This window comes from Parabacteroides sp. AF21-43, from assembly GCF_003635435.1.
GTDB lineage: Bacteria > Bacteroidota > Bacteroidia > Bacteroidales > Tannerellaceae > Parabacteroides > Parabacteroides distasonis.
The window spans coordinates 122,380-145,393 of the sequence record NZ_QTMG01000010.1 but is presented as its reverse complement, the minus strand read 5'-3'; the positions used below and the strand labels follow the sequence as shown (position 1 = coordinate 145,393).

Annotated in this window: 17 protein-coding genes; 8 read left to right on the top strand and 9 right to left on the bottom strand. The window is 47.3% G+C overall.

Annotated features, from left to right (window positions below):
- Window positions 1-50 precede the first annotated feature (50 nt).
- Window positions 51-1,964, top strand: a complete 1,914-nt coding sequence (locus DWX84_RS09525; RefSeq protein WP_008781026.1) for an Ig-like domain-containing protein — start codon at window positions 51-53, stop codon at window positions 1,962-1,964.
- Window positions 1,906-2,772, top strand: coding sequence for a DUF3108 domain-containing protein (locus DWX84_RS09520; RefSeq protein WP_005860674.1), 867 nt, complete (start codon window positions 1,906-1,908; stop codon window positions 2,770-2,772). Before DWX84_RS09525 ends, DWX84_RS09520 begins: the two co-directional genes overlap by 59 nt.
- 294 nt (window positions 2,773-3,066) lie before the next feature.
- Here the strand turns inward: DWX84_RS09520 and DWX84_RS09515 are convergent, their stop codons facing one another.
- The 3 genes from DWX84_RS09515 to DWX84_RS09505 all read right to left on the bottom strand — a co-directional run bounded on the left by DWX84_RS09515 (window position 3,067) and on the right by DWX84_RS09505 (window position 7,432).
- Window positions 3,067-3,474, bottom strand: a complete 408-nt coding sequence (locus tag DWX84_RS09515; protein WP_005864005.1) for a PaaI family thioesterase — start codon at window positions 3,472-3,474, stop codon at window positions 3,067-3,069.
- Window positions 3,475-3,499: 25 nt separating this feature from the next.
- The gene (gene cysS, locus DWX84_RS09510) at window positions 3,500-4,975 is read right to left on the bottom strand and encodes a cysteine--tRNA ligase (protein WP_048928467.1); all 1,476 of its coding nucleotides are present in this window, start codon (window positions 4,973-4,975) and stop codon (window positions 3,500-3,502) included.
- 90 nt (window positions 4,976-5,065) lie between these two features.
- Entirely contained in the window at window positions 5,066-7,432 is a 2,367-nt protein-coding gene (locus DWX84_RS09505) for an ABC transporter permease (RefSeq protein WP_048928468.1), read from the bottom strand.
- Between the two features lie 195 nt (window positions 7,433-7,627).
- On the opposite strand from DWX84_RS09505, the gene DWX84_RS09500 reads away from it, so the two are divergent.
- The 4 genes from DWX84_RS09500 (at window position 7,628) to DWX84_RS09485 (ending at window position 13,125) form a co-directional block, all read left to right on the top strand.
- On the top strand, window positions 7,628-8,995 hold the full coding sequence (locus DWX84_RS09500; RefSeq protein WP_044544785.1) for a sigma-54 dependent transcriptional regulator: 1,368 nt from the start codon (window positions 7,628-7,630) through the stop codon (window positions 8,993-8,995).
- Window positions 8,992-10,260, top strand: coding sequence for a PAS domain-containing sensor histidine kinase (locus DWX84_RS09495; RefSeq protein WP_048928470.1), 1,269 nt, complete (start codon window positions 8,992-8,994; stop codon window positions 10,258-10,260). Before DWX84_RS09500 ends, DWX84_RS09495 begins: the two co-directional genes overlap by 4 nt.
- Window positions 10,261-10,511: 251 nt before the next feature.
- Window positions 10,512-12,350, top strand: a complete 1,839-nt coding sequence (locus DWX84_RS09490; protein WP_005864016.1) for a right-handed parallel beta-helix repeat-containing protein — start codon at window positions 10,512-10,514, stop codon at window positions 12,348-12,350.
- Window positions 12,340-13,125: a phosphatase PAP2 family protein gene (locus DWX84_RS09485; protein WP_048928471.1), complete on the top strand. Its 786-nt coding sequence runs from the start codon at window positions 12,340-12,342 to the stop codon at window positions 13,123-13,125. The genes DWX84_RS09490 and DWX84_RS09485 overlap by 11 nt, the downstream gene beginning before the upstream one ends.
- 29 nt (window positions 13,126-13,154) lie before the next feature.
- On the opposite strand, the gene DWX84_RS09480 is transcribed toward DWX84_RS09485, so the two are convergent.
- A complete protein-coding gene (locus DWX84_RS09480; RefSeq protein WP_005864020.1) occupies window positions 13,155-14,672 on the bottom strand; it encodes a GH3 auxin-responsive promoter family protein in 1,518 nt (505 codons plus the stop codon).
- An 80-nt stretch (window positions 14,673-14,752) separates the two neighbouring features.
- Here DWX84_RS09480 and DWX84_RS09475 point away from each other — a divergent pair, with 80 nt between their 5' ends.
- Window positions 14,753-15,766, top strand: coding sequence for an ATP-dependent 6-phosphofructokinase (locus DWX84_RS09475; protein WP_005864022.1), 1,014 nt, complete (start codon window positions 14,753-14,755; stop codon window positions 15,764-15,766).
- Between the two features lie 64 nt (window positions 15,767-15,830).
- Here the strand turns inward: DWX84_RS09475 and DWX84_RS09470 are convergent, their stop codons facing one another.
- From DWX84_RS09470 to DWX84_RS09455, 4 genes are all read right to left on the bottom strand, one after another.
- Window positions 15,831-18,425 carry a T9SS type A sorting domain-containing protein gene (locus DWX84_RS09470; protein ID WP_048928472.1) on the bottom strand — a complete coding sequence of 865 codons (2,595 nt, stop codon included), beginning with the start codon at window positions 18,423-18,425 and terminating at the stop codon, window positions 15,831-15,833.
- Between the two features lie 81 nt (window positions 18,426-18,506).
- On the bottom strand, window positions 18,507-19,349 hold the full coding sequence (gene rnc / locus DWX84_RS09465; RefSeq protein WP_005860695.1) for a ribonuclease III: 843 nt from the start codon (window positions 19,347-19,349) through the stop codon (window positions 18,507-18,509).
- 1 nt (window position 19,350) lies between these two features.
- Complete coding sequence (gene fabF, locus DWX84_RS09460; protein WP_048928473.1) at window positions 19,351-20,616, bottom strand: beta-ketoacyl-ACP synthase II; 1,266 nt, start codon at window positions 20,614-20,616, stop codon at window positions 19,351-19,353.
- 21 nt (window positions 20,617-20,637) lie between these two features.
- A complete protein-coding gene (locus DWX84_RS09455) occupies window positions 20,638-20,874 on the bottom strand; it encodes an acyl carrier protein (RefSeq protein ID WP_005639879.1) in 237 nt (78 codons plus the stop codon).
- Window positions 20,875-21,028: 154 nt separating this feature from the next.
- Between DWX84_RS09455 and DWX84_RS09450 the strand changes: the two genes are divergently transcribed.
- Window positions 21,029-21,589: a phosphoribosylglycinamide formyltransferase gene (locus DWX84_RS09450; RefSeq protein WP_005860699.1), complete on the top strand. Its 561-nt coding sequence runs from the start codon at window positions 21,029-21,031 to the stop codon at window positions 21,587-21,589.
- 13 nt (window positions 21,590-21,602) lie between these two features.
- On the opposite strand, the gene pdxB is transcribed toward DWX84_RS09450, so the two are convergent.
- Window positions 21,603-22,712 (bottom strand): 4-phosphoerythronate dehydrogenase PdxB, encoded by a 1,110-nt coding sequence (gene pdxB, locus DWX84_RS09445; RefSeq protein WP_048928505.1) that lies wholly within the window; start codon window positions 22,710-22,712, stop codon window positions 21,603-21,605.
- Window positions 22,713-23,014 lie beyond the last annotated feature (302 nt).

The window sequence follows — 23,014 nt, the reverse complement described above, 5'->3', positions numbered from 1 at the left end:
TCACGGGATTTTTCCCTATTTTTGTCCCTCAATTGAAATATGAAGATTGAATGGAAGATAAATACGTAAGAAATAGTTTACGGTTCTTTATAGGGGTACTTCTGCTGGCCGTGCTGTACTCGTGCGCGAATATAGCCTCGCCAAACGGGGGGCCTTATGATGAGGCTCCGCCTAAGTTCGTAAGCAGTACGCCGTTGCCTAACCAGATAAACTATAAGGGAAAGAAGGTGGAGATTATTTTTGATGAGTTGATCCAGATCGATAAGCCTACCGAGAACGTGATCATCACTCCACCCCAAATGGAGCAACCCGTTATCCGGGCGAACGGCCGGAAGGCGGTCATCGAGCTGATGGATACGTTGAAGGAGAATACGACCTATACGATAGACTTTACCAATTCGATCTCCGATAATAATGAGAAGAATGTATTGGAGAATTATTCCTTCGCGTTCTCTACCGGCGAATCCATCGACAGTATGGAGGTGTCCGGAGTCTTGCTGAACGCCGAGAATCTGGAGCCTATGCCGGGTATTACGATCGGCGTGCATACGAATCTGGAGGATTCCGCCTTTACGACGATCCCATTTGTCCGTACTTCCCGTACGAACGACAAGGGAGAGTTTACGATTCGTAATATGGCCCCCGGAACCTATCGGATCTATGCCTTGGAGGATGTGATGCGCTCCTATAAGTACAGTCAGCCCGGGCAGCAGATCGCTTTTTACGATTCTTTGATCGTCCCCGCGTTCGAGTTGACGACCCGTCAGGATACGATTTGGAAAGATAGCTTGACGATCGATACGGTGATGACAGTCGGTTATACCCATTTTATGCCGGACAATATCGAGTTACGCCTGTTTAAGGAGAAAGTAGAGCGTCAATATATGTTGAAGCCGGAGCGTACGGATGAGAAAATACTAACCTTGCGTTTCAATACCTCCTTGGATACTATTCCGGTACCGGTTCCTTTGAATTTCACCCCGGCGGATAGCAATTGGTATTTCTTGCAGACAGCGGAGGAAGGAAAAGCCGTGCATTACTGGTTGACCGATTCTTTGATCTGGAAGCAAGATACGCTGCAAGTGGAGGTGAATTACCTGAAAAGCGATTCCATGAATATACTTCGTCCGCAGACCGATACGGTACAATTTACCGTGCGTCGCCGTCCTGTGGAGAAGAAGAAAAAGAAAAAAGACGATGAGCCGGAACCCATCGAGTTTCTGGGAATGAACGTAAACGCTTCCGGTTCCATCAACCTGTATGATACGGTCGCTGTTACGTTTAGCGAACCGGTAGCGGGGTTAACGAAAGATCATTTTTATCTGGATCAGAAAGTGGATACGCTTTGGGAAGCCGTTGACTTCGATTTCTTCCCGGATACGACGAATTCCTTGAATTTCTTCATCAAGCGCCCGTGGAAATATGGCGAGGAATTCCGTTTGGAAGTAGATTCCGCCACGATATTCAGTGCCTATGGTAAATGGAACGATGTGTATAGCGGGGAATTCAAGATTAAGAAAGAAGATGAGTACGGGCATTTATATATCAATATCGAGGGATCGGATACTACCGCTTTCGTGGAATTATTGAATAGCAGCGACCAGCCGATCCGTAAGGTGAAGGTAAAAGATGGCGGCGTGCTTTTCATGGACTTGAAACCGGATAAATATTATGCCCGTTTAGTATTAGACGTGAATGATAACGGTGTCTGGGATACCGGTAATTACGCCGATAAACGGCAGCCGGAGCTTGTCTTCTATTGCCCGAAGATGTTCAATATCATGCAGAACTGGCAAGTGGAGGAGACTTGGAATATCAAGGCTACACCGATGAAACGGCAGAAACCGATCGATATCACGAAGAATAAACCGAAAGAGCTAACGAAAAAGAAAAGAGATTACAAAAATGAGGGAACACAGTCTTCGTCCAATAGGAACAGCGGTGTGGGCGGCTTGCGCTTCTAAACTGTATATATGCGTTTTCTTTTTGTGTGTAGCGAGTCTTACGTCTTTGCGGGCACAAACGTTGCCGTTATCCCATGGGGAACGGGTGGATTACGATCTTTATTTCAAATGGGGGCTGATCATGTCGAAGGCCGGATTGGCTACCCTTTCCGTGAAAGAATCGGAATACCAAGGAGCGCCGTCATGGCATTATAACCTGTTGTTCCGCTCTGCCGGAGTGATCGAGAAAGTCTTTAGGATGCGTGATACGATGGATTGCCATTACTCAAAGGAGCCTCGGCTCTTGTTCAGCTCGAAGCGCACGAACGAGGGAGACTACTATCTGGTGGATAATCTCCAGTTTGAGTATCAAGGAAGCGGTAGGATCGATATCCACTCGCATCGCCATACATTAAAGGAGACGAAGATCGACACGATGCTAATGGCGAAAGGACGTGTATTCGATATGCTGGGAGCTACGATGTATCTCCGTTCGCTGGATTGGCGGACGATGAGTTATGGTGCGGAGTTCCCTTTCATGATCGCTATCGGCCGGGAGCTCGTGAACGCTCGTTTCCGCTATACGGGACAACAGATCGTCGAGCATAAGGAGGCGAAATTCCGTACCCGTCATTTCTATATCGATATCTACGATGAGGCATTTTCCCAAGCCAAGGAAGCGGCGGAGGTTTGGATCGGTGATGACGAGAACCATATCCCGGTAAAGATCCGGGCGAAACTGAAGATCGGGGCGGCCGAGGTCTATTATAAAGACTCCTATAACCTGCGTGCCCCGCTTACTTGCCGTATCGTGGTGCAGAAGAAATGAAAGCTTTTTAGATAGGCTTGTGTTTCTCGCACCCAGCTCATCACGGAGCTGGGGCGAGAGCTTTTTATATTGATAGGGTAGTTATCGTGATCGTGTAGCATTGATGTAGACAAATATAAAAGATGTTTTATAATAAAGGGGGCTCATAAAGGCAGAGGTTATGACATGTGAATAATTTGTTTATGACATATTGTTTATTTAGATTGATTTATAATGTGTTGCGTATAAGCATAAAAAAGCGAAAGCCTTTGGGAACAAACCCCAAAGGCTTTCGCTTTTTATAGAATTTCTTTTTTAAACCAACGGAGTGAAGGGTAATTCCGTGTCTTTGCGGTAACCTGTACCATTAAAAGTCGCGATTAATTCTCCGGCTTCATTGGTGATACGGACTTCGCAATTCGCCAGTCTCTTATGGCTGAACGCTTCTTTCGCTTCCGCATATAAATATCCCTTACTCTCCGCCTTAAAGAAATTGATGTTTGAGGTAATGGATAATGTCAGGCGTGCGTGGCTATTAGTCGCCGCGGCGAAAGCCAGATCCGCCAACGTGAAGATCGCCCCACCTTGACATACGCCTCCACCATTTAAATGTTCGGGCTTGATGAGCATACGCGCCTTGGCGTAACCGTTGCCCGTTTCTAATAATTCAACGCCCGCAAGCAAGGCGAATTTATCGCCTTGAAGAAATTCATGGATTGTCATAACCTCTTACTATTCGCTTGGTGGATTATTTGCTTAGTTTCCATTCCGCACCATCCTTGGTATCCTTTATCTCGAATCCCATCGCGATTAATTCGTTACGGATCTTGTCGGAGGTAGCCCAGTCTTTATTCGCCTTGGCTTGCTGGCGGATGGATAATAATAAGTCTACGGCCTTGCCAAAAGTCTCATAGCTGTTACCACTGGCGGAAGCCTCGTCTTTCATACCTAGGATGTCGAACAAGAACAAGTGGAATACCTCTTGTAATTCTTTCAGGTCCTCCTCGGTTATGGTAGCCTTACCGTCTTTTATCGAATTGATCGCACGGGCGGCATCGAATAGATGAGAAATCACGATCGGTGAGTTCAAATCGTCATTCATGGCCTCGAAACATTTCTCACGAAGACCTTTCGTGTCTACGGTAGAGGTAGCGGACGGTTTCAACTTCATCAAATGTCCGTATGCCTCCATCAAGCGTGACAAGCCCTTCTCGGCAGCCTGTAAAGCCTCGTTGCTGAAATCAACCGTGCTGCGGTAATGCGCTTGCAGGATGAAGAAACGGATGGTCATGGCGGAATACGCTTGTTGCAAGGAGGGATGATCACCCGTGAAGAATTGCTCCAGTGTGATGAAATTACCTAATGATTTACCCATCTTCTGCCCGTTGATGGTGATCATATTGTTGTGCATCCAATAATGAACCATGTCATCCCCTTGGGAAGCCACGGCTTGCGCGATCTCGCATTCATGGTGCGGGAAGATCAAGTCCATGCCACCCCCGTGGATGTCGAAATGCTCCCCGAGGTATTTCTTGCCCATAGCGGTACATTCGCAGTGCCAACCGGGGAAGCCGTCGCTCCACGGAGACGGCCAACGCATGATATGCTCCGGCTGGGCGCATTTCCAAAGGGCGAAGTCGATGGCGTTATGCTTCTCGTCCTGCCCGTCCAACGCACGGGTCGTATTCAACATATCCTCGATATTGCGACCCGAGAGGATGCCGTATTTATGATCTTTATTATATTTCTCAACGTCGAAATAGACGGAGCCTTGGCTTTCGTAAGCGTAGCCGTTATCCAGAATCTTCTTGACTAACTCGATTTGTTCGATAATATGTCCGGAAGCGTGCGGCTCGATGCTGGGAGGAAGTACGTTCAGCGCATCCATCGCTTGATGATAACGATTGAGGTAATATTGAACCACTTCCATCGGCTCCAACTGTTCTAGCCGTGCCTTCTTGGCGATCTTATCCTCCCCATCATCGGCGTCGTGCTCCAGATGCCCTACATCCGTTATATTACGTACATAACGCACTTTATATCCTAGGTGGGTAAGGTAACGGAATAGCAAGTCGAACGTGATCGCCGGACGTGCGTGTCCCAAGTGGGCGTCACCATAAACCGTGGGGCCACATACGTACATACCTACATGCGGCTCGTGCAGGGGTATGAATTGCTCCTTCTTTCTCGTAAGCGTGTTGTAAATATTCAATGGATGTTCCATATTCTATTATATATTTAGGAATCGCGAACTTACATAAAATCCTTGGTATTATCAAGCTGATCGTGAATAGTCTGTAGTTTTCATAGGCATTCATTGACTCTTGATGACTTCCGACGGATTCTCATTGGCTGCCTTACATACCTGTTCACGTATCGTACCTAGAACCATGCTGGTAATGGTGATGAATATTCCCACCAACCACCAGATCTGGATTTGGATGCGATAGGCGTAGCCTTGCAACCAGTAGTTCATGACGAGATAGCTGATCGGGAAAGCGATGATTCCGGCGATGACAATTAATCGCATGTATTCCTTGAAGAACAAGAAAATGATCTCGGAGGCTTTCGAGCCTACTACTTTCCGGATAGCGATCTCTTTACGCCGCCGTTTCGTGGAGGCTGTAGCGACGGCGTAGATGCCGAACAAGGAGATTAGCAAACAAGCGAAAGCAAGGAACGAGAAGATCTTCAACCCGACGATCTCGGATTGGTTCAGTTGATCGTAAAGCGTTCCGATCGGGGTGATCCGGGTATCCGCTAATGTCGGGTCTATCTTGGGCAGTAGCTCCGTGATATGGTGGGCGATGTTTCCTTCCTCGCCCGGTATGACCCGGATATACAGATTATTCACCAGTCCACCCGAAGGAATGAATAGCATCGGATGAATACTTTCCCGGAAAGATAGCGCATGGAAATCGTTGACGACACCGACGATCTCGTATTCTTTGATCACGCTGAAATCTGACCACCACGGCATACGGATGATGCTGCCGACTGGGTCTTGTAAGCCCATGGCACGAACCGCCGACTCGTTGAGCACGACACTAAGTTCGTTGCCTTCTGTCCACCACCGGCCCATTAACATCTTTAGGTCGAAGGTCTCACCAAATCGGTGATCGGTTCCATAGAGGTGGAAGTCCACCTTTGTGTCCAGCGGTTTTCCCTCCCATTCCACATTCGTGAAGATCGCCATGGGATCGACATGATGTTGAGGCTTAAAGTTCGTGTCGGTGAAACTTTTGACTTGCGGCAGGGCACTTAACTCTTGCATCAACGTGGATTCTATTTTCCCGGATACGTCTACGAAGCCGGATAGTTGGATAAGGCCTTTTGGATCGAAACCTAAATCTTTTTGATTTACGAATCGCATTTGCTCCATGACAACCAGTGATGCTACGATGAACAGGATACTGATCATCAATTGTAAGGTCACGGCCATGCGGCGTAACAAAAGGGGTTTGACTGTCTCTTTGGGAACGAGCGAGGTGGTTGCCGTATGGCTGAACTGCCCGAAGAATACTAATCCTGCACATTGGAGGATGAGAAATGTACCTATACCTACCCCTGCGAAAAGAAACAGGAACCGGCCCATCTCCAAATCAATCTCCAGCCATCGGGCGAAAAGCGGCTTGACTTGGACTATGAAGATCAAGGCTACCAACAAGGATGCAAGTACGGAACAGCCTAGTTCGACAGACATTTGTTCGATCAATTGCTTTCTCGTTGCGCCGTTGACCGTCCGTAAACGCCATTCCCGCACACGTTGCCGAAAGAGATCCATATAGGAATTCAAGAAATTGAAGAGGGCGGCAAACAATAATAGGGCACCAGATACGACAAACAAGCCGATGAAATTTAAGGTGAAGGGTGTATCTTCATTCAGATGATGCCGGATCTCACGGATGGGGAGTGTTCGCAACTCGATCTCCTTGTTCACCCCGATACGTTCAGGTAGCTCTTTTAGTTGATTGGCGAAGGCTTTTGGGTCTGAGCTTGGATGGAGTTTCACGTATAAGTCCATCACGAAGAAGCTCCATTGTGCCTCTGGAGGTAACTGGGAGAAATGCTGTATCATGTTATGGTTGATGATCGCGTCGAACGGTAGATTGGTATGGGGTGATGGGTCTTTCACCACAGCCGTGACGATGTAGGGAGGTAAGGAGGCTCTCATCAAGGTGTGTATCGGTTGCCCGATCGCCTTTTCCGCGTCGCCAAATAGACGGACCGCCGTACGTTCGCTCAAGATCATGTTGTTTACGATTTGTAGCGGATGATTCATTTCTCCACAAACAAAAGTTTGCGGGAATACCTCTAGGAACGTGCTGTCCGTATAAAGCATATTCATTTGGATATAAGGAGTCGCTTGGGTACGGCAGTTTTCGGTTGAAAGCATAAGCGTGGTGGAGGCTTCGATAGCTGGGACTTGCTCTCGTAAGCTATTCTCGATACCTTTCGAGGCTCCTTTGTTCACTTTACCGGATTGTTTCTCGGCGCTATAGACACGGTAGATGGATTCGGAATCCTTGTAGAAAGAATCGTAAGTGGTCTCATGATCCATCCAATAGAGTATGGGCACGAAACAGACGAGGGCGAAAGCCAGCCCTAGGATACTGATGGAGGCGCTGACTTTATACTTCCAGATGTTTTTGAAGGCAATGACACAGTAATGTATTAACATGGCAATTCCGTTTTTTGATGATATCGCTGATGACTCAATTTCGCTGAATCCGACTCAAATATTATGCCATAAATGTAACGTATTAGAAAATAGAATCATAGAAAAATCTGTATTTCTTCATGTAGTGCGATAGCGTACATTTTTTGTGCGATAATGCACGTACAAGCTGTCTTTATTCCCTTTATCTTTGTCCGTATGGAAGAAAAGGGGAAAATATTGATCATCGACGATAATAAGGATGTGTTGTTCGCATTGAACTTACTGTTGGAGCCGTACATGCAAAAGGTGAAGGTAACGACACAACCGGCACGCATCGAGTATTTCATGCGGACGTTTCAACCGGACGTGGTCTTGCTGGATATGAATTTCCATCGGGATGCCGTGAGCGGGCAGGAGGGTTTTGAGTATTTGGGACAAATCTTGGAGATCGATCCGCAAGCGGTCGTGATCTTCATGACGGCCTATTCGGATATAGAGAAGGCGGTCAAGGCCATTAAGGTAGGAGCTACCGATTTCATCTCCAAGCCGTGGGAAACGGAGAAGTTACTGGCTACCCTCTCGTCGGGCATTCGATTGAGCCATTCCCGTAAGGAGGTAGGACGTTTGCGAGAGCAAATGAAAGCCATGAAGGAGGACGACACATTGCCGGAATTGATAGGTGAGTCGCCGGCTATGCTGAAGGTAAAAGACACGATCTACAAACTTGTGGAGACCGACGCGAATATATTGATTACCGGCGAGAGCGGTACGGGAAAGGATTTGGTGGCTCGTTTGTTGAGGCATTACTCGCCCCGGCGTGACGATGCTTTCGTGACGATCGATTTGGGAAGCATCCCGGAACAATTATTTGAGAGTGAGTTGTTCGGCTATGAGAAAGGTGCCTTCACGGATGCCCGAAGATCCAAGCCGGGACGTATGGAGATGGCTTCCGGCGGTACGCTCTTTCTGGACGAGATCGGGAATCTATCTTTGCCGATGCAATCTAAATTGCTGACAGCTATAGAGAAACGTCATATCACCCGTTTGGGAGCGGTGGAACCGATCTCGATCGATGTCCGTTTGATCTGCGCCACCAACGCCAATCTGCGTCAGCTGGTGAGCGAGGGGAGTTTCCGGCAAGACTTGCTCTATCGGATCAATACCATAGAGATAGCCATACCACCGCTGCGTGAGCGGGGAGAGGATATCTTGATGCTGGCCGATCATTTCCAGAGGCTGTATAGCCGGAAATACAAGAAAACGATCAAAGGGTTGAGCCGGGAGACGGGGAGTAAGCTGATGAAATACCCTTGGCCCGGTAATGTCCGGGAGTTGCAGCATGTTTTGGAGCGAGCCGTGATCTTGAACGAGGGCACGGTACTGAGACCGGATGATTTCCCTCTCTATACGGCCTCGTACGAGCGAAAGAAGGAACCGGACCCTGATTTGAATCTAGAGCAAGCCGAGCGGAAAATCATTGAGCGCGCCTTGCGGCAAAGCAATGGCAATATGAGCTATGCCGCCGAGCTATTGGGTATCACCCGTTTTTCCTTGTATCGTAAAATAGAGAAGTTCGGCTTATGAGATCGTATGCGTTCACGGTCATCTCGCACATCGTAGGCATCGTCTTGTCTACGGGAGTCCTGTTCTATTGCGTGCATGAGGAGATTATCTTTTGTCCTACTTTTTGCGGGATCGCGATCTTGTATTTCTCGATTCATCTTTATTTCATACAGATGCGGCAGGTGAAGTATTGGCGTTATGTGGTGGATTGCTTGCGGCAGCAAGACTTGATCCAGATCGTTCGTTCACCTTATGAGGATAAGGTGATGCGGGAGTTGGCGGACGATTTGTCCGAGGCCCTGCGATCTTTGCGTGGCCGATTGATGGACGAGGAGGTAAGGCGGCAGTATTTTGAGAGTCTGTTGAATAAGGTGGACACTGCCGTACTCGTTACTGACAGGGAAGGGGCTATTGAATGGAAGAACCGGGCCGCCGACGCGTTGCTGGATACGAGGTGTCGGTTACCCAATGAGTTCTTGGAGGCTATCAAGGCGGGGAAGACGGTGGTGCGTTACGGAAAACCATCCGTTCCGCAAGATTGGGCGATCGATGCCACTCGTATCGACTTGCGAGGTTGCGAGCGTTGGATCGTCAGCTTGAAGAACATCCATTCTACCTTGGAGCGGAATGAGATGGAGGCTTGGCAGAAATTGATCCGTGTCTTGACGCACGAGATCATGAACTCCATCACACCCGTTATCTCGTTGTCCGAGACCTTGAGTAAACGTTGTAAAGCAGATCCGGATGATGTCCGGAATCGTTCGTATATCCAGCATGGGGTGAATGTCATCCATCGCCGGAGTAAAGGGTTGCTGGATTTCGTTGAGAATTACCGGAGATTGACCCGGATCGCCTCTCCGGTAAAGACCCGTATCTTAGTGAAAGATTTCTTTTCGGATTTAAGGCGTTTGTGCCCTGAGCCTTCTATCCGTTTCCGCTTGCCGGACGAGCCTCTGGAATGGTTCGCGGATCGGGCGCAGATGGAGCAGGTCTTCTTGAACTTACTGAAGAATGCTTGTGAGGCTTGTGCGGAAAAGCCAAACCCCGAGATTATCGTGGCGGCTCAGCGGGAGGGAAACGAACTCGTCTTTACCGTGCGAGACAACGGTATCGGTGTCTTACCCGAGGTTATCGACCGGGTTTTTGTACCTTTCTTTACCACCAAGCCCTCCGGCTCGGGTATCGGTTTAAGCATCTGTAAGCAAATAATCACCTTGCATGGCGGCCATATCTCGGTAGAATCCGAGAATGGAAAGGGTAGCTGTTTCTTTTTGTACTTTAATTGATTATCAGCCTATTGCAGTTTTTCTAAATTTCTTATACGGAAAACTTTAGTTTCTTCAAGGAAAAACTTTCGTTTCTATATAGGGAAACAAAAGTTTCTTACTGAGGAAACTTTTGTTTTATTAGGAGAAAACTCAGGCTGCTATTATAGGAGATTCGTGATAGGATTCATGAGACGGAAAGTTATTGTCTGTTTTTAGTGCGCTTACCCTGTAAAATACATACCTTCGCGGATATATTTAATTGATTTTCTATGAAATGGTATCTATGGGGGGCAGTTGTCCTGCTTTATTCCCTGTTTGGAAGCGCTTGTTCTACGGAACGGAGGTATGATTTGTCGGCTTATGGTTTATCCCCGGTCGAGAATGTGGATAATGCGCCCGCTATGGCGAGGGCATTGGAGCAGATACGGGAGAAATGCGAGGAAAACCAGACAATTGTGGTGACCTTGCCTAAGGGCCGCTATGAGTTTTATCCCGATAGCGCGGCGGAGCGTGTCTATTTCATCTCGAATCATGATCAAATGAATCCGAAGAAAGTAGGTTTGCCTTTCGAGGGGATGAAGAATATGGTGTTCGACGGGCAAGGCTCGGAGTTAATCTTCCACGGCAGGATGTTGCCGGTCTCTTTGCTGGATTCGAGGAATTGTGTCTTGAAGAATTTCAGTATAGACTTCAAGCATCCTCAGATTTCACAGGTAAAAGTGGTGGAGAACGATACGCTGAAAGGCGGGATCACCTTCGAGGTGGCTCCATGGGTACGCTATGAGATACGGGATAGCGTGTTTGTAGCGAAGGGAGAAGGCTGGGAGTTGACTCCCGGTTCCGGTATCGCCTTCGAGGGAGATACACGTCATTTGGTGTATAATACAAGCGATATCCCGGTAGGCGTGCGGGGCTTGATCGAGGTTTCTCCAAGGCTGATAAAGTCTCCCCGTTGGAAAGACAACCGTTTGGTGCCCGGTACGGTGATCGCCATGCGTTCTTGGGAACGTCCGGCTCCCGGTGTCTTCCTGTATCATGACGTGAATACGACTCTGGAGAATATCAAGGTTCATTATGCCGAGGGAATGGGCCTCTTGGCGCAAGTGAGCGAGAATATCACGCTGGATGGTTTCTCCGTTTGCTTGAAAGGGGCGGACGATCCGCGGTATTTCACGACACAGGCGGACGCTACCCATTTCTCGACCTGCAAGGGAACGATCATCTCCAAGAATGGCTTGTACGAAGGGATGATGGACGACGCTATCAATGTGCATGGAACTTACCTGAAAGTGGTGAGACGAGTGAATGACTCTACCTTGGTAGGCCGGTATATGCACCCGCAATCGTATGGTTTCGAATGGGGAAGGGTAGGGGATTCCGTGCAGTTCATCCATTCGAGCACCATGGAATTGATAGGGGCGAGAAACCGGATTACCGCTATCAAGGCAGTTGATCAACCGGATTACCGAGGGGCGAAGGAGTTCGAGATCCGGTTTGAGAATACGGTGAATCCTTCGATCCATGAGGGAAGCGGCTTCGGCATAGAGAATCTGGAGTGGACGCCGACGGTCCTATTCTCGGATAACGTGATCCGGAATAACCGTGCCCGCGGTTCCTTGTTCAGCACGCCTCGGCAAACGGTCGTAGAGAATAATGTTTTCGATCATACCTCGGGGACGGCGATCCTGCTGTGCGGTGATTGCAATGGTTGGTTCGAGACCGGCGCTTGCCGGAACGTGTTGATCCGTAAGAATAAGTTCATCAACTCCTTGACGAATATGTTCCAATTTACGAACGCTATTATCTCTATTTATCCCGAAATCCCGGATTTAGCGTCGCAAAGGAAATATTTCCATAGTGATATCGTGATCGACGCGAACGAGTTTATTACGTTCGATAGGCCATTGGTATACGCCAAGTCCGTGGACGGGTTGGTCTTCACGAATAATATTGTCAAACAAAATAAGGAATACCCGGCCTTCCATTGGAATAACCATCGTTTCTATTTCCAGCGGGTGATCCATTCGAAAATAGAGAACAACTATTTTGATGAAGGGTTTATCCGGGAGAGGGATGTCTTAGAGGAAAATAACGGATATGATATATAGGAAATTAATCGTCTTGGTAAGCCTTTTGATAGGCTTCGTAAACATTGCGTTCGCGGGCGTTGGTGATCTCGATACGTTAAACGTACGTTCTCAAGCCCCTGTCAAGGAGAGAATGCCTGTCGTCGCCTATAAGTTTAACCCGAAAAGCTTGATTCTTCCGGCCTCATTGATAACGGTGGGAGCCGTAGGCACGGCGATCGACGGGATGAATGACTTTCACCTGTTTTCCCGGAAAGATTCCGTGAAGCAAATCCATATCGACAATTACTTGGAGTGGGGAATGCTGGGTTGGGTATTTGTCTGCGACCTTATGGGAACAGAGAAGCATAACTGGGTGGACCAACTTTGCTTGGTCGCTTTAGCGGAAGGGATGAACGGATTGATGGTGCATGGGCTGAAGAACTGGGTAAACGAGCCTCGCCCGGACGGGGCGCCTTATTCGTTTCCTTCCGGACATACCTCGAATGCTTTCTTAGGGGCGCATATGGCTTATAAGGAATTTAAGGATAGCTCACCTATACTCGCTTACTCGGGTTATGCGATAGCGGCGTTCGTGGCGGGTTCCCGCTTATACAATAACAGGCATTGGGTGGCGGATGTAGTAGCCGGCGCAGGTTTCGGGATCTTGTCGGTAGAGTTATCGTATCTGATCTATTTCCCGATTCGTAACGCTATCGCCCGGCGGATCAATCGAAATGTGAAGAACTGCCCGATCGTGGCCGCTCCGGTATTCAGTTCGAATATGGCGGGATTCTATCTGACTTATCAATTTTAATGCGTCTTATGAATAAAGCGCATACCGGCTTATAGAGACTGGTTAATGCGCAAAAGCTCCTCTATATGCGTGCGGTCGTTGCTGAGGCGTGGGATCTTGTGCTGCCCGCCTAATTTGCCTTTCTGCTTGAGCCATTCATAGAAAGCACCGTCGTGGGCGATAACGATTTCCAGCGGTTGAAGGGAGATCTCTTTATACCGCTTCGCCTCATAGTCCGAGTTCAGCTTTTGTAAGTTCTGATCTAATAAAGTGGCGAATTCATCGAGAGATTCCGGTTTCTTGTCAAACTCGATAAACCATTGGTGCCGTCCTTTTGCCTTATCCAGCATAAAGAGTGGGGCGGCGGTATATTCTTTTACTTTCGCCCCGGTTCGTAGGCAAGTCATGGCGATCGCCTTATCGGCGTTATCCACCATTAGCTCCTCGCCGAAGGCGTTGATAAAGTGCTTGGTACGTCCGGAGATAACGAATTTATGAGGGAATAACGAGGTGAAACGTACCGTATCCCCGATCTGATAGCGCCATAATCCTCCCGAGGTCGTGATTACCATCGCGTAGTTTTTCCCGGTCTCTACCGATTCCAGCGGTAACACGGTCGGATGGGCGCTACCCACCTCGTTCATCGGGATGAACTCATAGAAAATACCGTAATCCGGCATCATAAGCAAACTGGGGTCTGTCGGATCGTCTTGCAGCCCGAAGAAGCCCTCGGATGCGTTATAGGTCTCCATATAATGCATCTTATTCGATGGAATCAAGGTTTTATATTGCTCCCGGTAAGGCTCGAAACTGATTCCCCCATGGAAGAAGACCTCCAGATTAGGCCATACGTCCGTAAGATATTCCCTACCCGTTTTTTTCAATACGGCCTTGATCAATACCAACATCCAAGAAGGAACACCGGATAGGCTGTTTACATCCTTATTCCAAGTGTTCTCCACGATCGCCTTGATCTTGCTTTCCCATTCATCCATTAGGATAATGGGTTTCTTGGGGACGCGTATTAAATTGACGAGCGGATTGAGATTTTGAAGTAATACGGCGGATAAGTCGCCTTGATGAGCCTCGGAGTTTAGCGGGGAAGGGCTATGGCTACCGCCCAATATCAAGCCTTTCTTGGAGAAGAAACGGCTTTCCGGGTTGTTCCGCAGATAAATGGCTACGCAATCAAAGCCGCCTTTATAGTGGCAACCCTTTAATATCTCGGGGGTGACGGGCAGGAATTTACTTTTGTCGTTCGTGGTCCCGCTACTCTTAGCGTACCACCGCACCACCGAAGGCCAGAGAATATTCCTTTCTCCGTTTATCATTCGGGTGACATACGGCTTTATCTCGTCATAAGTCTGTAAGGGAAGACGTTGGCAGAAGTCAGAATAAGAGCGAATGCTTTTATAATCATATTTGAGTCCCCATTCCGTCTTGCGTGCCGTCGAAAGCAGAGCATGCAGCTGTTTGCGCTGGATATGGTCTATATCCTGCCCAAATCGTCCGATCTCCGTTTGTCGATGGCGGAAAAGGAGCGAAATCGTCTGTGTTAAAATATCCATGCTCTTTTTATTTGTTCGAGTGCAAATGTAGGCATTCTCTTTTTATTTATATCTTTGCTAGGTACTAAATTAACGTTACGATGAAAATAGGGATTCTCTCATCGGGTGGCGATTGCCCCGGTATCAACGCTACGATCCGTGGTGTTGGCAAGACCGCTATCATGCATTACGGCATGGAAGTGATAGGTATTCATAGCGGTTTTATAGGTCTTTTGAATAAAGACGTCCAAGTTTTCGATGAACGGAGCTTATCCGGCATATTAAATTTAGGGGGAACCATTTTAGGAACGTCCAGAGAGAAGCCTTTCCGTAAGCTCTTGGCCTCGGGAGATTCGGAAAAGCCGGAGATCATTAAGAAAAATTATGAGGAGCTGGGGCTGGACTGCTTGGTTTGTATCGGAGGAAACGGTACGCAGAAGACGGCCAATCTGTTATCTCAGATCGGATTGAACGTGATAGGCGTTCCCAAGACAATCGATAATGACATATGGGGTACGGATATTACGTTCGGTTTTAATACCGCCGTGAATATCGCCACGGAATCTATAGACCGTCTTCATTCTACGGCTAGTTCACATAAGCGGGTGATGGTCGTGGAGGTGATGGGCCATCATGCCGGATGGATCGCCTTGTATGCCGGGATGGCTGGAGGTGCCGACGTGATCTTACTTCCGGAATTGGGATACGATATCGATAAGGTGAACGAGGCGATCTTGGATCGGGCTCGCAGGGGCAAACCTTATTCCATCGTTGTAGTAGCCGAGGGTATCGAGACTCCGGATAAAAAGCGTCCTTCTGATTATATCACCCGGGCTATCGAGGCGGGAACGGGTATCGAGACCCGGGATACCGTATTGGGATACACCCAACGGGGTGGAAACCCCTCTCCGTTCGACCGTAACCTTGCGACTCGCTTGGGAGGCCATGCCACGGAACTGATCGCTAATGGTGAATTCGGACGTATGGTTTGTATGAAAGGAGATAGGGTAGAATCCATTCCCTTGTTAGAAGTAGCGGGAAAACTAAAATTAGTGACACCGGATCATGATTTGATCGTACAAGGAAAACGGATGGGGGTAACATTCGGGAAATAAAATAAAAAAGGTTGTGTGTCAGAGAACGCACAACCTTTTTTACTTTATACTAGTAGGCGGCCGTTTATTTCTTAATACCTTGAACGGTTTGGCTTCCCTTTTCGGTAGTCAAGCGGAAGATATACATTCCAGTGGCAAAATCACCCGTGCTGAGACTGCTTCCCGGTTGCGGGACGCTACGTATCAACTTTCCATCGGCCCTGTAGATCTCAAGCGATTTCAGTTGTTGATAATTCTGGATCTGTACTTCATTCGAGAAGATACGTGGTTGAATATCTACTTCTTCGCCTGTTGGCTTCAGTTCGTTACCTACGCTCGTTTCCGGAATTACCGTAACCGGGGCGCTCTCATCGGTACCATAAAGTGCCGTTACTTGGAGCAGAGGGGTACTTGTTGTCAGATTTTTCACCGTATAATTCCGTTGAGAAACAGGTAATGTCGTCAGTTCCCGGGTATCTTGATATACCTTATAACCGGTCAGCTCCGGAAAAGCCGTGATCAACTCTGCTTCTTGCGCATCAGAGGCGATAGCCAGTTTCCGGAATGATAATCGGCCCGTTCTCATGGGTTGCGGTTTCTCCGAGAAAGTGCTCGTGGAGAATACGGAACTCGAGGGGAGCTCACCTTCTTCCGCGCTTATTACGATCGATAACACAACATTGGCATCTAGCTCATCATCTGAGAATGTTTCCCATTTTTTTCCGTCCAAAGAATATAAATTCCCTTTTCCGTCGACTGCGGGGCCTTCATCGGAGCATGCCGGGTATGTGTTATTGGCATAGCTTATCACATGAATGGCTACCAGTAAATCCTGCTTCGCGTCGATTACGAATGGTGTTTTAAGTGTGACCGAATTTATTTTACCTGATTTCAGTTGAGTGAAACTCTCTTCATACTCCCGGTTTCCCTGTTTGATATAGACTCCATAAGTGACCCCTTCCTGTGGATAGAAATTAACCTTCCGGATCGTTTTTTTATGCACCGGTTGTAGATCTTTCGTATCCCATTTCTGAGCGAAATAGAATGGATCTCCTCCGAGACCGAACTGTTGATAACGATCTTGTGATCCCCAACCAGCTATTTTTTCGAGGACTGGGGCATTCCATGTCAGTTGAATCTCACCCGTGGAGATCTGTTTGTATTTCAAATCAGTCGGACCTTCATACTCGTTTCCGAGCGTTTTCCCATCCTGCGTCATTCCCTGCAACGAGGTGACGCCCGTTCCGAGTGGATCTAGCCAGACATCCATTCGGGCTGTATCATTATCACTGTATTTATTCCAGTGATAATACAATTTACCGTATAAATTCAATCCTTCGGGCAGTTCGCAACTGGAGCTTCCACCGCTCAGCGTACCTATAATCAAGCCTTTGCTATTAAATAAAGGCGAGCCGGAAGAACCTCCCTCGGTCACCCCGTGTCCGTTTAGCGTGGCATCGAAAGTTGCGTTCCAATGAGCGTTCGTGGCCCCGGTTTTCCCAACATCACTATTACGCCATGTAATCGATTCTGTCGGATAATTTCCATAGGTGGAGATTTTCATATAATCGCCGGAAGGATGATGGATGCCTACGCCCGAGAGTGAAAGCATATTTGAACGATCCCATCCGTTAAAGAATACATTATAATCGTCGGGGATCTCGTCGTTAAGCAACAGCAACAGTCCGTCGGAACCGTTTTCGACAGGGGTGGAGGCTTTCCGTGTACATCCTACCATGGTTTTTATCGGATAAATGGGTGACTCATTATCGCAGCCCACATGTTCTTGGTGGAAATAAAACAACCAGACCGCTAATTCCTCGGGAGTAACCGTCTGTTCGCCCAGTATATCTTGCGAACAATGGAAGGCGGATAATACATAAGGCTTTTTGTCACGGGCCGTATTATTTACCAGAGAAGCCGTACAAATATAGCTTCCTCCTTCTCCCTCTTTATTACGGATGTATTGAATCATTTGTATCACCCCCTTCTTTTGCTCCTGCCAATCGGCTCCCTCCTCGCAATTGATATTCACTTCGCAAGCTTCTGAAAAGCCAGCTCCCGGCGCTTCCTGTACTTCAGGCATGATCGCTTCAAGATGATTATACCCGTAACCGACCTCCCGGATGCGTAGTCGAGGTGTCTCGCCGGATGGTGCCGGTACATATTCGAGGATCACCTCATCGCCTGCTACGGCTTGGGTTGCGAACGGTCCGTTTTCAGGATGCGTACGATGCGTATAGGCACCCAATACTTGGGTTTTCGCTGCGTTATACAGGTATAACCGGGCACCTTTGGGTATATAAAAATCGGAGTAATACAGGATCAAGGCGATCGCTCCTTTCGCTTGAAGGTGAAGTTGCCATATTTGGCTACCGTCGGGTAGTGAAATCCAATCGCCGCTATCGGCGATGTCGAAGCTGGTTGGAATCGACTTGGCTACACGCAACGGAGCGCCTTGGCTGACCCTCCACGCATCGACCGCCTTGAGGTCTTCCACACTGAAATTCACTGGAACTTGTTCTGCTAGCTTTTCACTTCGAAGTGAACCTGCGAATTGAAAGCTGGGGGGGAGTCCTCCTTCGCTGATCTGCGCCAACGAACTTGAAATCGAGAAATAGCCGATATATAATATGCTGGTTATTAATATTCGGAGAAATTTACTGTACTGTTTTTTCATACATACAACTTTATATGAGCTTATTCTTATAGAACTAAGAACTTGGGTATATCAAACGATATACCCAAGTTCTGCTATTTATCATACAGTTTCTTCCTCTGGGAGGTCAGAAAACTCTTTTTCATCGGTTAGTTCACCCGTCTTCTTTTTCTTTGTGGCAGAGATACGTTGCTGGAGTTCTTTGTCTGTCCGCAATCTTTTGACCGCCATTTTAGAAGCCGCTTGCTGGGATTCTTTTTTGGAGTAACCGATACCTATGCCAATTTGCTCGCCGAGCAATTTAATCGCGCTTTGGAATACAGGATTTCCATCATGATCCGTAAAAGACTCTATTAGATCGAACGAGATCGATATTTTGTTCTTTTGGCTCCATTCAATCAAGTTTGACTTGAAATTTATCTCTTTCCGGACGAGTGTATCTACATCGATATACTTTTCTATCATCACGTCACGGATAAACTTATAACAAACGTCATAACCTTGATCCAGATAAATAGCGCCGATCAAAGCCTCGAGCGCATTACCATACATATGATTGTTATGAGAGTTTATCTTGGTTGAATAGACTACCATTTGATCGAGGCCGAGTTGTACGGCGACCTTATTCATCGTTTCCCGTTGTACGATCTTGGAGCGTGTGTTTGTCAAAAAGCCTTCCCGCTTATTCGGGTAGCGCTTATAGACAATATCGGCGACCGCCGCATCCAAAATGCCATCTCCTAAAAATTCAAGACGCTCATTGTTAAGCCATTTACCATCACCCGTCTCTACTGATGATGATTTATGCAACAAGGCCTGCTCGTAAATCTGGAGATTATCCGGATAAAAACCTAGAATCTTTGATAAAGACAAATAAGGCTCCCTACCTTTATTATGCAGGAGCCTTATTCTTTTATGTAGCTGTTTGTATAGCTTTCTAAACACGTTATTTCACGAATTTTTTAACAATGGCGCAAGCGTTGTGTCCACCGAAACCAAACGTATTCGATAAAGCGGCTTTCACTTCTCTCTTTTGAGCCTTATTGAATGTGAAATTCAGTTTATAATCTATTTCAGGATCATCGTCGCCTTCCGCATGGTTAATGGTCGGCGGGATAATACCATCGTTTATAGCCATAATACACAGGATCGCCTCTACCGCTCCGGCAGCACCAAGCAAGTGACCGGTCATTGACTTTGTAGAACTGATATTCAGTTGATAAGCATGTTCTCCGAACACATCTTTGATCGCCTTAACCTCTGAGATATCGCCTACGGGAGTCGATGTTCCATGAACATTGATGTAATCAATATCTTCCGGAGTCATTCCCGCGTCTTCCAATGCGTTGCGCATAACCAGCTTCGCTCCTAAACCATCCGGATGAGAAGCGGTCAAGTGATAAGCATCGGCAGACATTCCGGTTCCAGCGATCTCGCAATATATTTTAGCGCCACGAGCCAATGCGTGCTCCATTTCTTCCAATACCAAGCAAGCTCCACCTTCACCCATCACGAATCCGTCACGGCTAGCGCTGAACGGGCGAGATGCGGTCTCGGGAGAATCATTACGTGTCGATAACGCATTCATGGAGTTGAATCCACCTACACCCGATTCAGAAACAGCAGCTTCCGCTCCACCGGTGATGATGACGTTAGCCTTGCCTAAACGGATATAATTGAATGCGTCACTGATAGCGTTTGTAGAAGATGCACAAGCTGAGACGGTCGCAAAGTTCGGGCCGTGGAATCCATAAAGCATGGAAATATGTCCAGCTGCGATATCCGAGATCATTTTCGGGATGAAGAACGGGTTAAACTTCGGACCGATCGTATCCTTGATCTTCGCATAACTCAATACTTCCTCGTCAAATGTCTTGATACCACCGATACCTGAAGCGAAAATAACGCCGATACGGTTCTTATCTTCTTTATCCAAGTCCATTGCCGCGTCCTCGATCGCTTGTTTCGCTGCGTCGATCGCGAATAAGCTATAACGATCACACTTGCGGGCTTCCTTACGATCCATAACTTTCAACGGATCGAAGCCTTTAACTTCGCATGCAAATTGTGTCTTGAATTTGGATGCATCAAACTGAGTAATAGGTCCAGCGCCACTTTTTCCATTGATAATACCTTCCCATGTTTCGGGGAGGGTATTACCAAGAGGAGTAATAGCTCCAAGACCTGTTACTACAACTCTTTTTAATTCCATACCTTTAGTTAAAAGGATTGATTACTTCGCGTTAGCCTCGATGTAAGCGATAGCGTCACCTACAGTTGTAATCTTTTCTGCTTGATCGTCAGGAATTGAGATACCGAATTCTTTTTCGAATTCCATAATCAATTCTACAGTGTCAAGAGAGTCTGCTCCTAAATCGTTAGTAAAGCTTGCTTCGTTTGTAACTTCTGTTTCTTCAACACTTAACTTGTCAACGATGATAGCTTTTACTCTTTCAGCAACTTCAGACATAACTTTTTCAATTTAGATTAATAAATACGAATATACTTTTTAAATTTGCAGTGCAAAGAAAAGAATTTTTTATGTTACAAAGCAAATTTAATAAGCTAAAAATGCGGAAAACTGCACATTTTTTCTTTTCTTGTGCATTTAAACATCTAAAAATATGAAAAACATAGCGATTTTTGCTTCCGGATCTGGTACGAATGCCGAGAACATCGCCCGATATTTTGCTAACAGTGAAAACGTTAATGTTGCGGTTGTTTTATCAAATAATCGTAATGTTGGCGTGCATGGGCGGGTAAACAAGTTGGGAGTGCCTTCTTTCGTGTTTTCACGGGAGGAATTTATTGCTGGTGTGCCGATCTTGGAAAAGTTGGCGGAATATGATGTCTGCCTTATCGTGTTGGCCGGTTTTATGAATAAGATCTCAGACGTGATTCTTCAGGCTTTTCCCGGTAAGATCGTGAACATCCATCCCGCGTTACTCCCTAAATATGGCGGCAAGGGGATGTATGGCATGCATGTGCATGAGGCGGTCGTGAAGGCTGGTGAGCGGGAGTCGGGTATTACTATACATTATATTAATGAGCATTATGATGAGGGCGCTATCATCTTCCAGGCTTCTTGTCCGGTATTACCTTCGGATACGCCGGAGGAGGTAGCCTCGAAAGTGCATGCCCTGGAGTATGCGCATTATCCTCATGTGATCGAAAGTTTACTGTAAGGCTTTTTTGTCATTAGCCTACTTGAAAACCTAGTTTCTGGAGTACGGCGAATTCTTCCGGGTCAGCTTTGATCGCTTGGTAAGCATGGAACTCACGGGGATGGTCATACGCTGCCCTAAATCGCTCGAAATGATGAGGATTCGCTCTTAGTGCTTGGTCGATTACTTCTGGGTTGAAACTTCTCAAGATGGCTCCTTCCACCCGGTGCTCCTTGAATTGTCCCAAGTCGATGAATGGGTTGGTTGGGGCAGGCGGAATGACTTCCTTGATCTTTTCGATACGGATACCGAAAAAGCATCCTATATTCTCTAGGCACATTCGTGTCCCGTTCGCCTTCCCGTCAGCGGAGAAACCGGCTATATGAGGAGTGGCGATCGTGGCTTCCGACAGTAATTCCCGGTCGATATCCGGTTCGTTCTCCCAGCAATCGATGATCAGTTCGCTGACCTTGCCGGTTCGTTTGGCCTGCAATAAGGCCTGCGTATCATGTACGGCACCTCTGCAACTGTTGATAAACCAAGGCTTCCGTTCCAGCTGGTCGAAAAAGGCATGATCGGCTAGATGGCGGGTGGCGAAGCGTCCCTCCTTGGTCAGCGGCACATGCAAGGTTATGATATCCGCCTCTTTCGCGATCGTGTCCAAGGATACGAATCCATCCTCACCTTCCTGCTCGGCACGGGGCGGGTCATTGCGAAGCACACGCATCCCCATGGCCTCGCATAGCATCTCCACGATACTCCCTACATGGCCTACGCCAACGATACCGATAGTCTTCCCTGCTAGTCTCTCTCCTTTGCGGAGGGCGACGGCTACCAAAGAGGATAATACATATTGCCCCACGGAAGCGGCGTTGCAACCCGGGGCGTTCTTCCACGTGATCCCTGTCTTCTCGCAATAATGGATATCGATATGGTCGTACCCGATCGTGGCTGTCGTGATGAGGCGAACCCGGCTACCTTCCAATAGCTCGCGTGTACATTTATCTATGCTACGTACGATCAAGGCATCCGCGTCTTTTATGTTAGTGGGTGTAAACTCTTTGGAGTCAAGGTAGGATACGTCCGCTATTGGCTCCAAGATCCCTTTTAGGTAAGGAACCGTGTTATCTGCTATTATTTTCATCTTATCAGCTTGATTATCGTTACGCGATATTAAGTAAAAAACAGGGGATATACAAGTGATGATGGCTTCTTGTCGATTTCTATATGCGCTTTTGTTCTCAGCCGAAAGATTCGGGAAAACACGTACGAGTTTCATCCAAAACACGTACGACTTTTTGAAAAAACATGTACGTGTTTTGACAGAAAGATTCTCGTGTTTTTTTGACGCTGATTCTTAGCTTCTTACGTGCGCAGTTCATGAGTAGGCTTATTGTATGGAATTAAAGCTTCTCGGCTTAACTAAGAACGGATAGATTAATGGAA